This window comes from Streptomyces sp. PTL18, from assembly GCF_059510295.1.
On sequence record NZ_JCAJZO010000019.1, the window covers coordinates 1 to 12,552 of the forward strand.

The following is a 12,552-nucleotide window of genomic DNA, read 5'->3' on the forward strand; positions in this document are numbered from 1 at the left end:
GTGGACATCGTCGACTCCGGTGGAAAACCGCTTCCCGACGGGGTGGTCCTGCCGGTGAACAAACCCGTGGAGCTGGAAAAGGGCAAGGCCCATCTGGTGCTGCGCAACGTGCGCAAGCTGATCAGGGGCGGTGACATCATGAAGTTCACCATGCGTTTCCAGAAGGCAGGACCGATCACCTTCACCATCCAGTCGCACATCCCCGCCTCCCACGAGACTCCCTCCCCGACCCGGTGACCCGCCCCCCAGGGCTGCCCGGCGGTGGCGGCGAGGCGCCCTCGCGCTCGACGCATGCACCATCCGTAACCCCCGGTTACGCTGCTCTGTCACCCTGACGTCGGAAACGGGCCGGCCGGGGCACCTTCGCTCCCCCGAGCGATACGGAACGTCCGCAGGTGGCAGTTCTCCGTAACCGGAGACGGTGAGCTCGCTGCAACCGGAGACGGTGAGCTCGCTGTGTGTCCGGCGGACGCGACCGGCGCTGTCACGCCTGCGGGCGCACGGCCATGGTGCTCGGTGCGTGGCTCCAGCGCGGCGCACCGGGCCGCAGGTTCCCGTGCCCCTCGCGTCAGGCCTTCGACCGCGACCAGCCAGAACCCCTGGGCGGCTGGCGCCCCTCGTCGACGGGCACGCTCGGCGACGAGGTCATCGTCCGTTTCACGAGAGCTTCACCGGGTGACTACAGGTACTCGCGCGGTAGGAACGGCTTCTGTGAGGTGGTGGGCTCAATGACCGGCCGAGGTGGACAAGGCCCCCCTTCACACACCTCACGAGCCCTCACCGAGCACTGCGTACAAGCACGTTCACGCCGCCGTACGTTTGCCGTTCACCTGACCCAGCAGAGGTCCCATGCACTGCTCAGTCACCCGCAGCCGCCCGGCTCATGACAGCCCTGCCCCGGAACTCTCCTCCGACCGCCTCGACGCGCTGATGCGTGAGATGGCAGCCCACCCGCCGGGGCCTCGGCGCACCGCGCTCCGGGAGGAAGCAGTCCGCCGGTTGCTGCCGTTGGCGCATCGACTGGCCCGCCGGTTCCGCAATCACGGAGAGGACCTCGACGATCTCGTCCAGGTCGCGTCGCTGGGACTGGTCAAGGCAGTGGACGGCTACGACGCCACGCGGGGATACGCGTTCCTGTCGTATGCGGTACCCACGATCGTCGGCGAACTCAGGCGCCATATACGCGACCGTGCCTGCGGCATACGGCTTCCCCGGCCGCTCCAGGAGGCGCGCGGGCGCATCTTCCAGGCCGTCGAGGAACTCGAGCAGCGGCTCGGCGGCCGCGCACCGACCACTGAGGAGATTGCGGAGTACACGGGCCTGGCCCCGCAACGCGTCCTCACCACACTGCGCGCGGTTCGGGAGTGCAATCCCTGTTCACTGGACGCCCAGTTGGTGGACGGTGAGGGGTCCGCGCTGGTAGCCCTCCTCGGCAATGAGGACAACGAGCTGAACCGGGTGGTGGACACCGTGGCCCTGGCCTCCGCTCTTCAGCGCCTGCCCGAGCGGGATCGCCGAGTACTTCATCTGCGCTTCGACCGCGACCAGACCCAGCGGCAGATCGCCGAGGCGATCGGAATATCGCAGATGCAGGTCTCGCGCATCCTGACGCGCTGTTTCAGCCGCCTTCGCGAAACGCTGCTGGGCAGGCCGGCATCCGGCGCGGGTGGGTCAGCGCGAGGCTCCGGGCGCGCCACGGCCGACGTCGTGCAGCCGTCGGCTCCCGACCAGGGCGGCCCTTCGGTTCCCGACCGGCTTCCGCGCCCAGCGCCGTACCGGTCCCCCGCTCACGTCGACGGTGGCGGTGACGTCGAAACGGCGCCGAAGGACACCGTGCGGTCGGCGGACCTGCCCGTGCCATGCACCGATCACACACGCCGCCGGGGTCGTCGGTGCGACGAACCCCCAGCCACGGGCCCGCGTCACCGCCCCGGTCGCTGCGGACCCGCCCCGCACGCCGGCTCCCCCGGCGGTGCCGGCGCCGACCGGAACCACCGGGAACTGCTTCCGCGCCCGTCCGGCCGGAAACCCCGCGGCGCCGCGCCACGACGCCCGGCGTCTGAGCTGATGGTGCTGTTGGCCTGCGACGGACCGCACCACCGGCGGCCGGGGCTCGGCCCGTCTCTTTCTCTTGTGGGAAGACGTGACGGACGGGCACTCGACGACAGACGACCGAACACTCCGTCGACAGTTCGGCGCCCAACGACCCGTCGACCGTTTCGGAAGGAAGAGAACAATGTGGAACCCCGTGACTCTCCGACACAGCCCCGGCAAAGTCCTACCGGGCGCCGGTGTCTTGGCCGCACTCGCCATGATCACGGCCTGCGGCAGCGGCACGCCCGGCACAGCCTCCGCCACGGCAGCGGATCCCGGTGCGACGACCGGTCCCGCGGCCAGTCGGCCCCCCGAATCACCGTCACCGACCGGCTCCCAGCACGCTTCCGCTTCGCCCGCGCCGACGGCGACCTCCTCCCCGGCCGGAACACCGCGATGCGACAGCGATCACCTCTCGCTCTCGCTGGGGCGTGTCTCACCGGGCGCGGGCAATCTGTACGCCCCGCTCATTTTCACCAACACGGGGGCCCGCCGCTGCACACTGCACGGCTTTCCGGGTGTGTCCCTGCTCGATGCCTCCGGACGGCGCATCGGCGAGCCCGCACGGCGCGAGGGAGGCGCGCAGCCCACCGTCGAACTGGTCCCGGGTCATAGTGCCTATGCGGCTCTGCACACCGTGAACGCGGGGCTGTCGGACAAACCCTGCCTGCCATCGGCGGACCGAGTCCAGAGCTATCCGCCGGGCTCCACCCACGCCCTGCGCACGGATGCCCGGTCGTTCCGGGTCTGTGGAGGTGTTTTCGACGTCTCCGCGGTCCGGCCGGGACGTCATCCCTGAGCTTCCCTCCTCACTCCTCGATACGCCGGGGTCCGAGCTGATGACGTGGGAACGGAGGGCCAACGCGCTGAGCGTGCACGTTTTTTGGCGATTAGATGTATTCCGAGCGGATACCCAGCATGCAACGAAAACGCAGATACCAGCTGAATGGGGGCACTGACGTGACCATGCATTCGCGTATCGAGGAGCACCCCGACATCCAGGCCATGCGGGCCCGGGCCGTCGAGGTCTCCATCAAGCCGTCCGCGCAGGCCGCCGAGGGACTCACCCTGCTGACCGGCCTGTATGTGGCGATCTCACCCTGGGTGGTCGGATTCAACGGCAACCCGTTGGCCGTCAGCAATCTGGTCACCGGTATCGCGCTCGCCGTTCTCGCCCTGGGGTTCGGCTCGGTGTTCGAACGTACCTTCGGTATGGGGTGGGCGGCAGCCGGCATCGGCGCCTGGGCGATCATCGCGCCCTGGGTCGTCCAGCACGCCTCCGCCACCACGGGCACCATCGTCAGCAACAGCATCGCAGGAGCCGTGGCCTTCGTCCTCGGCCTTGCGACGACTGCGATGGCACGCGGCCGTTCGTAACCGCAGGACGACCGACCGGCCGGACACCGGGGCAACCTCGGTGTCCGGCCGGTCGGCTCATGTTCGAACCGGAGATCGGCGACCACGTACGCCGTGCCGGCCACCCCCGTTCGAGGCCGTCCCCGTTTTCCGGCAACGAGAAGAAGCAGGAGCCGACGCCCGGGGCAGCAACGATTGCCCCATGGATCGGACACGTGAAGGTGTTCCGTCTGGAAGGAACCGCGCACTGGCGGGGACGCACCCGGCGAAGCCATCACGGCGTCGGCGGGCTCTCGTGTCGGCTTACCCGGGCGCCCACCCAGGGGGTAGCGGGTCGAGTTCGGTCACTTCGTACTCGATCCGGACTTCGTCGGCCAGTTTCAACGTGCCCAGAAAGGCGCTGTACGGCTTGATCCCGAAGGCCGACTGGGTAAGGGTCGTCCAGCCGTGCACCCTGCCATTTTCGTCGCGGGCCCCGTGCACGGTCACCGGGTGTGTTCGATCCCTGATGGTGAGGTCGCCGGTGATCTCGAAGGATTCGAAGGCCCCGCTGACCCTGGTGGAGCGGAAGGTGATGGTGGGGTGCTCTGCCGTGTGCAGCAGCGCTTCACTTTCCAAGGTGCGTTTGATCTCGACCCGGTCGGCGTCCGTGAGGGGCTTGAGTCCGCCGACCCCTTCCCTGACGGTCAGGGACCCGGTTTCGACCGTCACGGTGGCCCATGACTTCCCGGGATCGTTCGCGACGACCACCGCGCTTCCCGACCAGCGGGTGGCCTCGATGACGAGGTCGTGTCCTGCTTTCCTGCCGAGCCCCGCACGGCTGGTCTTGACCACCAAACGCCCGGCGTGTGCCCCGAACCCGTATGCCCCATCACGCAGTGTCACGGACAGGACTGTACGCGAGGAACGCGTCGGCGTCGTGAAGCTGACTCACCGCACCAGGCCGAAGTCCCGCCCTTCCCACCCCCCGAAAGCAGCCCAGTGGCCGGCGCCATGTCACCGAACTCCACGCCAGGCACGCCGATTCGCCCTCGGGCCCACGCGGCACAAGCAGCGGTGTTCCCACAGCCAACCGTGGCCGGCCGTGCACACTCGAATGGTGGTCGGCCCGGTCTTCAGCGCCCCCGACTGCCCGACGTCCCTCACCAGGTGGGACGGGTCAGTGGACCTGCGCTCGGCGCGGCGCCGGTGCTGCCGGCATCGCGTGAGCACCTGCCCGCCCACGGTCTGCGGACACTCACCCTGTCGCTCATGTTCTTCTCGGCGCACTCGGCCCTCGGACGGCATGCGGGCGATCGACAACGGGTACTCCGGGTACCGCAACGGCCGGAACCTTCAGCTAGAGCGGCAGGTGAGTTCCTTGGAGGCTCGCACCAATCCGGCGAGCTGGATCGAGACGATCGGTTGGCTGAGCCTGGGCCTCGCCTTTGCCAGCGCGCTCCTGATTCTCTTCGACATTTTCGGCAGGGGTTACCGCCAGAAGATGTGGATCATGGACCTGGTGTATCCCATCACCGCGCTGTACTGGGGCCCGGTCGCGCTCTGGTTCTACTTCACGCACGGGCGAAAGGACGCGCAGCCCGTGATGGAGGAGCAGGGGCAGCCGGATCCGGAGAACCTGCCGCAGTGGCAGGTGATGTCGAAGGCGGTCAGTCACTGCGGTGCGGGCTGCACGCTGGGCGACATCGCTGCGGAGTGGCTGGTGTTCGCGACCGGCCTGACCATCGCCGGCAAGTCCCTCTACGCCGACTTCGTACTGGATTTCGTCTTCGCCTGGATGCTCGGTGTCGTCTTCCAGTACTTCACGATCAAGCCGATGCGTGACGTCGGCCGGGCCGAGGGGATCCGGGCCGCGATCAAGGCGGACACCCTGTCCATCCTGGCATTTCAGGTAGGCCTCTTTCTGGGCATGTGGGTCTACCAGGAGGTGATCTTCTCGCCCGGGCTGCCGAAGACGTCGGCCGCGTACTGGATGCTGATGCAGGTGTCGATGGTGATCGGCTTCTTCACCGCCTGGCCGGTGAACGCGTGGCTGGTCCGGGCGGGCCTGAAGGAGCGGATGTGAGCCCTGCTCGAAGAAGCGAGGTCCGCTGGCGAGGGCTCTGGGCCGGCACCAACCGGAGGCGCCGTTTTCCCACAGCAAGGCGAAACCCGATGAAGATGTGGAAGAGAAGGAACCAGAAGACGCAGCAGAGCCGTCTTGAGCTGTGCGACCTGTGCGCGGCCACCTTTCAGGCAGGCGTCGCGGTGCGTGGATACGTGCCCGATTCGTCCTCCGTGAACTCCGACAACGACTGGTACGACGGCCTCCGGCTCATCACGGCGTGCAGCGAGCCGCACCTCGCGGTCATTCAGGAGATCTACCGGCACCGCCCGTTCACGTACGAGGAACTCTGGGCGGCGAAGATCACCCGAGCCCTGACCACCGGCCCGCCCGTCCTCACCATGGAGGAACTGGCATGCCGGACCGGGCTGCACGAACCGGAGATCAAACGCGCCATCGCCTGGCACAACGAACGCCTCGGGGCTCGGCGCAGGCGAGAACCGTGAGACTCCACGGGCGTCTGGACCGCTATCGGAGACGTCTCCTCGAGGCCTCGGGGCAGTGGGGCTGCGTGTCGGCAGCTCACGGACGGCCACCTGACGGCAGCCATAACGAGCGAAAAGGCCGTTGACACTCCCCGGCCCGAGAAGAGAAACACCGTAAACGCACCCGTACGCCACACCCGCCTGCCGTGGTGCGGCAGAGGCTGCGCCCGTCAACGTGCGTGGAAGAGCCCCTCCGCCACGGTCTCGGGCGCCTCCGACGACGGATCGGTGATCAGCACGACCTCGTCACCTGCGCTCAGGCGGGTGTTCGGCCGAGGGGTGAGCAACGCACCGCGCCGGATGATGAGGGCAACCCAGACGCCGTCCGGCAGACCGAGTTCGAAGACCTTCTCGCCCTCGGCCGCGGCACCTGCCTGCACCACGTAGCGCCTGACTCCGGTAGGACGTTGCCTGAAGCGGATCCCGAGCGGCCACGGGCGCAGCGGCGGCGCCGCTTCGACCGGGACCCCGCAGCGCCGGGCCATCCAGGGGATGAGCGTGCCCTGTACGAAGATGGAGGCGGCGACCACGACGAAGACGATGGCGTAGATGGAACGGCCATGCGTGGCGTGCCCGGTGACGACGAAGCTGCCGAGGAGGATCGGCACCGCGCCCTTCAACCCGGCCAGTGACAGGAACACCCGCTCGCCGGTACGGAGCTTCACCGGCTGCAGCATCACCATCAGCACGGCGGGGCGCACGACCAACAGGGTCAGCACAGCCATGACCGTGCCGTTGCTCCAGGCCCCCAGCTTGCCGATGTCGCTCAGCGTGATAGTCAGTCCCAGTGCCGTGAACGCCGCGATCTCGCCCAGGCTGGCGAGCGCGTCATGGAAGCGCTCAATTTCATGTTCGAATGGCACGCCCCGGTCTGCCAGCACCGTTCCGGTGACGAACACGGCGAGGAAGCCGGAGCCTTGGGCCAGGGTCGCCAGTCCGTAGACCACGAGCGCGCCCGCCAGCACGGTGAGCGAGTACAGTCCCTGACCGGGCAGTCGGATCCGCCTCAGCAGGTAGAGGAGCCCGAGACCGCCGCCCGCGCCCAGCAGGGCCCCGACCGCGATCTGCTCCACGAAGACCAGGGCCACATGCCCGACGGCGGCTCCACCGGACCGCCCGCCGATCTCCAGGACTCCGGCGAGAAGGGCGATTCCGGCCGGGTCGTTGAGCCCTGCCTCACCGTCGAGAAGCACGCCGGTGCGTCCGGCGATCTCCTTGCGCCCCAGAGCCGAGAACACGGCGGCGGGATCGGTGGGCGCCAGCGCGATGCCCAGCAACAGCGCCGGATGCCAGCCGAACCCCAGGAACACGTGGGCCAGCCACCCGGTGGCTCCGGCGATCACGACGGTGCCCGCAAGTCCCAGCCATGACGCCGCAACCAGGGACGGCCGCAGTCTGCGCCAGCCGAGCGAGGCCCCGCCGTCCAGAAGGACGAACACAAGCGCGACGGTCACGATGCGCTGTACCGCCTCGATGGGGACGTGCCGCAGGCCCGGGACCAGATCGGACGCGAGAGCAGCCGCCAGCAGGAAGAACGCCGGAGCGGGAACATGTGTGCGCTCGCTGACGGGATGGAACGCCAGAGCGGCAGCCATGACCGCCCCCGTCAGCAGCACGGACCACCCCAGGGACATGAGTTCGTGTGTCATGCCGGCCGCTTCTTCGAGCACCGTGTCGATGCCGCCCGGCCGGGACCATGCGGACGGGACCCGCAGTACCCGGTGACGGCCTTCCGGAGCGATCCGGGCGGGCTCACCGAGGACCTCAGGCGGTGCGGCCGATCGGCTCGAACGGAGCGCCTGCGGCGTTCCGGCCGCTCAGCCAGGCGGCCGTACCCGGTCACAGCTCGGCGATGCGTCTTGACCGCCGGCATGCCGACCAGGCAGAACGGCATCGGCCACAACGCCGGTTCGACAGGCTCGGAATCGCGGCACACATGGGCAGCGAGCACCCCCGTCCGCTTGAGTTCCACGCCGTCGGGCGGCTCGGGTGACCGGCCCGCCGGGCCTCGCGGCACGGGGCACGCGCGGTGCCCCGCATGACATATCGGCCTGCGCTGTCTCGCCACCCGAGGGCAGGCCCGCGACCTCCCCCTCACCAGAGCAGGAATCGGCGCAGTACAGGGTGCTGCGCACGAGTGTTGCCGACCACGTCGACGGCCATGTCAGTCCTCCAGCAGATCGGCCACAGCCCGCTCGAGCTCGGCCGGAGTCACGGCACCGACCGCGCGGACGATCCCCCGTTCGTCGACGAGCACGTTCGTGGGAACGCCGGTGATGCCGAGCGCGGCGGCGTAGTCGCCTGTCTCGTCCAGCAGAATCGTGCCCTCCACATTCCATACGGCGGCGAAGCCGAGTGCCTCGTCGCGTGCGTGACGCGTTTCCCACAGGTTGATCAGGATGATGTCCAGCCCGGACCGGGCGGTACGGCGGCGCAGCTCCTCGATAACGGGCGCCTCCGCATTGCACGGGCCTCACCAGCTGGCGAAGAAGTTGATCACGTACTTCTTCTCCGCCCACTCCCGTGTGGTGCGCACCTGACCGGTGCGCGCGTCCGGCAGAGCGAACTCGGGGAGGCCCCGGCCGACCGCCGGATGGGCCTCGGGCCGCACCGGTCCCGGCAGCCAGGGCCTGTCCACCACGGTCAGCGTGGCGCTTCCGGCGTTGGAGACCAGCAGCCGCCCGGAGGCCGCGTCGATCTGGCAGTCACCCGGGGCGTGCCCCACGGTGATGCGGTGCGTTTCGGCCCCGCTGGTGGTGTCGAGGACGCTCACGGTCCCGGCTCCCCGGTTGCAGACGTACAGCCGGCTGCCGTCCGGGGAGACACACATGCCGACCGGAGCCTGCTCCACCCTCATCTCATCCAGCAGACGCCCGGTCGCGAGGGAGACACGCAGCACCGTGCTGTGCAGGGACCCGGCCACGTACAGGTGGTCGGTCGCGGGGTTGGCCACGGTCTTGCACGGCCCCTCGCTCACGGCGATCCGCCGCAAGGGACGCAGCGTCTCCGTGTCGAACACGGTCAAGGAGCCGGCCATGAAGTTCGCGCAGTACCCGACGCCCCGTTCGCCGTCCACCGCGATGCTGCCCGCACCGATCTCGGCGGGAATCGTCCCGATCACCTCGAGTCGGTCGGCGTCGATGGCCGTGATCGTGGCGGCCGCGGTGTTGCCGCAGAAGACGCGCCGCCGTGCCGGATCGTGTCCGAGCCCGGCGGGGTAGGCGTCATGCCCGACGGTGATCTGGGCCACGCGGGCGGCTGTGTCGGCGTCCAGGACGGTGACCGTGCCGGAACGGGCGTCGGCCGTGAACAGCCGTCTGCTCGGCAGATCCAACACGACCGGGATCGGTTCCCTGCCCACTTCGGCCCGCCACACCGGGACCCATCGGTCCAGGTCCACGGCGACGACCTCGTTGTCGCGGGAACAGGCCACATAGGCCCGGCGTGCCGTGGCGTCGACGGCCACGGCCTCCGGACCGGCGCCGAGCAGGGGCTCGGCGACCACCCTGTGCGCCCATTCGACCCGGCAGGCGGGATCGCTGTGCGGAGGAGGAAGGTTGCCACTCACGGTCACTGTGTAGACGGAAGCAGCCAGGATGAAACATCTGCCTCGGTCCGTTGGGAGATGTCCCGGCTGCGAGCCCCGGGGTCGGGACCGCGCGACGGCGCACGCTGCTCGGTGACGGTGATGACCGGCTCGCCGGCAGTGGTGCTGCTTGCGGCCGACCCGGCCAGGTGCTCGCGGTCCCGGATGCTCAACCTTCGCCATGGGGGTGGCCGGGAGCACCGCGCGCGTGCCGTTGCGGCTGCATCGACTGCTCCGCCTCCCTCAGCAGCCCGTCCAGCCGGTCCCGCTCCTCGGGCAGGAAGGACTGCCGGACGATGGTGCTCCGAAGGCGGCGGAGATACGTGCCCAGGATCGGGCGGGAAGCAGGTGGGGCGAACAAGGCGACTTCGTGCAGCAGCATCGTGAGCCGCGCGAGCACCTCCGGCTCGTTGGCGCCGTAACGCAGGGGCTGCACCACGGCCACCTCCAGGAGGTCGGACAGGTCCGGGCGGTTCAACAGCACCCGCAGCCGCTGGTCGTCGTCGTACAGCGCACGAGGGCCGAGTCGGCGACGCGCCAGCTCGCACAACAGTGCGGAAGCGTGGGACAGGGCGTGGACAGCCGTGGTCGGGTCGTTGACGCCGGGCGAGAGTGCCTTGATGGCGACGTCGCTGAACTGGCGGAGGGGGAAGGCGATGTCCTGTTCGCCGGTGCGTTCGCTGTCCGTCGTGATCGCTTCCGCAGCGCATCGCTGGAGGTCCTCCCGTGCACCGGAGGGGTAGGGGGCGGATTCGCACCGCCATGCACGGCCACAGGGTGTTCCGGCGACCAGGGAACTACCGGGCAGGCGGTCGACGAGTACGACGGCGTCGGCGTCGGCGGCGGCGCGCAGCAGAGCCGCCTCGTCCACGGCCGTCAGAAAGCCGGATCGGGCGGCCAGAAGGGGAACCGTCTCCTCGGGTGGACTGGGCAGTTCCGTCGGTTGCTCGGTGCCGTCGTCGTCGAGGACGTGGTCGACGATTCGCTCGGCGTCCCGGTGGACGGCGAGCAGCATCGCCTCGACGCGCAGTTCGCGTGCCAGATGGGACAGGAACAGAACGAGGCAGAGGACGCTCGCCAGCGCAAGGATGTAGGCCACCGTGACCGACAGCTGGGGGACGAACATCGACTGCCCGTCTCTCCCTGTGCGTACGGTGCGCAGGACGGTGAGCGTGTAGGTGAACGTGGCCAGGAACAGGGCCAGGGTGACCTGTACGTAGCGGTCCGCGGAAAAGGTGCGCAGCAGCCGGGGGGAGAACTGGCTGCTCGCCAGTTGGAGCGCGACCACCGTGAGGGAGAACGTCAGCGCGGTCACCGAGACCAGGGATCCGGCGATGGTCTGGAGGACCGTGCGGGCGGCTTCGGCGCCCCCGCCGAAGAGGAATCCGGTGATGCGTGGCGGCAGGTTGTAGCGGATGCCCCGATCGAGTTCGGGCAGGCCGACCCCGGCGGCGACCGCCAGAACGACGCCGACAGTGGGGAAGGGCCACAGCTGCGATCGGAGGGCCTCACGGGCGCGTCTCACGGGTCGTGTGCCAGGTCGGTTCGGTCCTTTGGAAACGGACGGGGGGCGCCGCGGCGGACCTGGGCGGCGGGCAGAGAAAGGGCGGTGTCCGCCGCGGCGCCCCACCAGGGCGGAGGCGGGGGGCCGGGCGTCGGCGCGGGGCGGCACCCCGCGCACCAGCCCGCATCCACTGTCCGGAACACCACACGCGACCTCAGTCGGCGCGCACCACCACCGCGTACCCGCCGACACCGAGCATGCGTTCGCCCGGGATCTCCTCGCCGGTGGTCAGAAGCCGCTCGACACGTCCTGTCGTCTCGTCGAACTCGACGTCGGTGACGGTGCCGAGGCTGTGGCCCGTATCCGTCAGCACCGGCTTGCCCAAGGGGTCGTGCCGCAGGTTGAGATGTTCCTCGTCGGTGTCCTTGCTGCCCTGGAGCCTGTCGATGGCGGAGACGGTCACCGCGTCCTGGCCGAATGCCTTGACATCCTGCCAGGGCAGCAGGTCCCGGTGCTTGCCGCTCCCCTTGAGACTGAGTGCGGTGACGTGTGCGGGCGACGGGACCACGGTCAGTGCGGCAAGGGACCCCACCGTCTCGGCCCCGGCCAGAGCGACCACCTTGCGACCTCGGGCCTGGCTGAAAAGAATCATTTCTCCTCCAGCCTGGACCGCAGTCCCCGTGCCGCTTCGGCAAAGCCGGTGATATTGCCCGCGGTGAATTCGGCGGCGGCCGTGGGCACGACCACCATCTCTCCCGAAACGCCCACCGGCTGCGGTACCGGGAGCAGCATCCGCCTGCGCGGCGTGCCGGAGGTCTCGACCTCGTAGCCGACCACCACTGGCCTCAAACCGGTCTCGATGACCACGTCCACCACCTTTCCCAGATCGGTGCCGTCCTCCGTAATGGCTCGGGCACCGAGCACGTCACCGTCGGAACCGCTCCGCCGAGCGGACCGGCCGTCATCGGTCAGTGCCGTCTCATCGCGGATCATCACCGCGTCCCGCCCGATCCCGTGCACGTGCCCGATGGCCAGCGTCTTCTTCAGCGGTCCGGAGAACAGACCGCGACCGGCCAGGGTGAGACAGCGGACACTGCCGTCGGAAGGCTCGAAGACGACATCCTTGATCTGCGCGACGTCCTCGCCACCGAACGTGACCACGGGCTTCTTCACGAGCTCGCTGGCTTTGACGTAGTCCGTCACCTCCGACCCCCCTTTCCGCTCCTGCCGAAGCGGCGTCCGCCGCCCGCGATCACTCCTCCACTGCGGCGGCGTACCTGCACCGACAGCGCCGAGCCGATCAGAACCGCCAGCACCGCCACAGCGACGATGGCCCAGATCCACCAATCCATACCGTTGCCTCCGGCTCGTCCGGCTGTGAGCCCTCGTCATACCGGGTCCCCGCAACCCGGTCGTCGAACCG

At 69.2% G+C, this 12,552-nt stretch carries 11 protein-coding genes and 2 pseudogenes; 6 read left to right on the forward strand and 7 right to left on the reverse strand.

Annotation, left to right across the window (positions count from 1 at the left end; genetic code table 11):
* The 4 genes and pseudogenes from AC5WS8_RS28370 to AC5WS8_RS28385 all read left to right on the forward strand — a co-directional run.
* On the forward strand, window positions 1–237 hold a 237-nt coding region (locus tag AC5WS8_RS28370; protein WP_496106338.1), incomplete at its 5' end, for a copper chaperone PCu(A)C domain-containing protein.
* A 702-nt stretch (window positions 238–939) separates the two neighbouring features.
* Window positions 940–1,581 (forward strand): annotated as a pseudogene (locus AC5WS8_RS28375) (sigma-70 family RNA polymerase sigma factor); the annotation flags it as partial.
* A gap of 730 nt (window positions 1,582–2,311) precedes the next feature.
* Window positions 2,312–2,893, forward strand: a complete 582-nt coding sequence (locus AC5WS8_RS28380; protein ID WP_496106461.1) for a DUF4232 domain-containing protein — start codon at window positions 2,312–2,314, stop codon at window positions 2,891–2,893.
* Window positions 2,894–3,060: 167 nt separating this feature from the next.
* Window positions 3,061–3,471, forward strand: a complete 411-nt coding sequence (locus AC5WS8_RS28385) for an SPW repeat protein (RefSeq protein WP_496106462.1) — start codon at window positions 3,061–3,063, stop codon at window positions 3,469–3,471.
* A 282-nt stretch (window positions 3,472–3,753) separates the two neighbouring features.
* Here the strand turns inward: AC5WS8_RS28385 and AC5WS8_RS28390 are convergent, their stop codons facing one another.
* Window positions 3,754–4,335 (reverse strand): YceI family protein, encoded by a 582-nt coding sequence (locus AC5WS8_RS28390; RefSeq protein WP_496106339.1) that lies wholly within the window; start codon window positions 4,333–4,335, stop codon window positions 3,754–3,756.
* 475 nt (window positions 4,336–4,810) lie between these two features.
* Between AC5WS8_RS28390 and AC5WS8_RS28395 the strand changes: the two genes are divergently transcribed.
* Both AC5WS8_RS28395 and AC5WS8_RS28400 read left to right on the forward strand, forming a co-directional pair.
* The gene (locus AC5WS8_RS28395) at window positions 4,811–5,515 is read left to right on the forward strand and encodes a DUF4396 domain-containing protein (protein WP_496106340.1); all 705 of its coding nucleotides are present in this window, start codon (window positions 4,811–4,813) and stop codon (window positions 5,513–5,515) included.
* Window positions 5,516–5,610: 95 nt separating this feature from the next.
* Window positions 5,611–6,000, forward strand: a complete 390-nt coding sequence (locus tag AC5WS8_RS28400; protein WP_496106463.1) for a hypothetical protein — start codon at window positions 5,611–5,613, stop codon at window positions 5,998–6,000.
* Window positions 6,001–6,209: 209 nt separating this feature from the next.
* Here the strand turns inward: AC5WS8_RS28400 and AC5WS8_RS28405 are convergent, their stop codons facing one another.
* The 6 genes and pseudogenes from AC5WS8_RS28405 to AC5WS8_RS28430 all read right to left on the reverse strand — a co-directional run bounded on the left by AC5WS8_RS28405 (window position 6,210) and on the right by AC5WS8_RS28430 (window position 12,332).
* Window positions 6,210–7,688 (reverse strand): cation:proton antiporter domain-containing protein, encoded by a 1,479-nt coding sequence (locus AC5WS8_RS28405; protein ID WP_496106341.1) that lies wholly within the window; start codon window positions 7,686–7,688, stop codon window positions 6,210–6,212.
* A gap of 515 nt (window positions 7,689–8,203) precedes the next feature.
* Window positions 8,204–8,500 (reverse strand): annotated as a pseudogene (locus AC5WS8_RS28410) (TlpA family protein disulfide reductase); the annotation flags it as partial.
* 12 nt (window positions 8,501–8,512) lie between these two features.
* Window positions 8,513–9,607 carry a YVTN family beta-propeller repeat protein gene (locus AC5WS8_RS28415; protein WP_496106342.1) on the reverse strand — a complete coding sequence of 365 codons (1,095 nt, stop codon included), beginning with the start codon at window positions 9,605–9,607 and terminating at the stop codon, window positions 8,513–8,515.
* A gap of 187 nt (window positions 9,608–9,794) precedes the next feature.
* On the reverse strand, window positions 9,795–11,150 hold the full coding sequence (locus AC5WS8_RS28420; RefSeq protein ID WP_496106343.1) for a DUF2254 domain-containing protein: 1,356 nt from the start codon (window positions 11,148–11,150) through the stop codon (window positions 9,795–9,797).
* 193 nt (window positions 11,151–11,343) lie between these two features.
* A complete protein-coding gene (locus tag AC5WS8_RS28425; protein ID WP_496106344.1) occupies window positions 11,344–11,781 on the reverse strand; it encodes a PRC-barrel domain-containing protein in 438 nt (145 codons plus the stop codon).
* The gene (locus tag AC5WS8_RS28430; protein ID WP_496106345.1) at window positions 11,778–12,332 is read right to left on the reverse strand and encodes a PRC-barrel domain-containing protein; all 555 of its coding nucleotides are present in this window, start codon (window positions 12,330–12,332) and stop codon (window positions 11,778–11,780) included. The genes AC5WS8_RS28425 and AC5WS8_RS28430 overlap by 4 nt, the downstream gene beginning before the upstream one ends.
* Between the last annotated feature and the right edge of the window lie 220 nt (window positions 12,333–12,552).

Excerpts from the sequence above, each read along its gene's own strand:
- AC5WS8_RS28405 (WP_496106341.1), bottom strand. The coding sequence starts at position 7,688 with ATGACACACGAACTCATGTCCCTGGGGTGGTCCGTGCTGCTGACGGGG.
- AC5WS8_RS28400 (WP_496106463.1), top strand. The coding sequence starts at position 5,611 with ATGTGGAAGAGAAGGAACCAGAAGACGCAGCAGAGCCGTCTTGAGCTG.
- AC5WS8_RS28385 (WP_496106462.1), top strand. The coding sequence starts at position 3,061 with ATGCATTCGCGTATCGAGGAGCACCCCGACATCCAGGCCATGCGGGCC.
- AC5WS8_RS28380 (WP_496106461.1), top strand. The coding sequence starts at position 2,312 with ATGATCACGGCCTGCGGCAGCGGCACGCCCGGCACAGCCTCCGCCACG.
- AC5WS8_RS28425 (WP_496106344.1), bottom strand. The coding sequence starts at position 11,781 with ATGATTCTTTTCAGCCAGGCCCGAGGTCGCAAGGTGGTCGCTCTGGCC.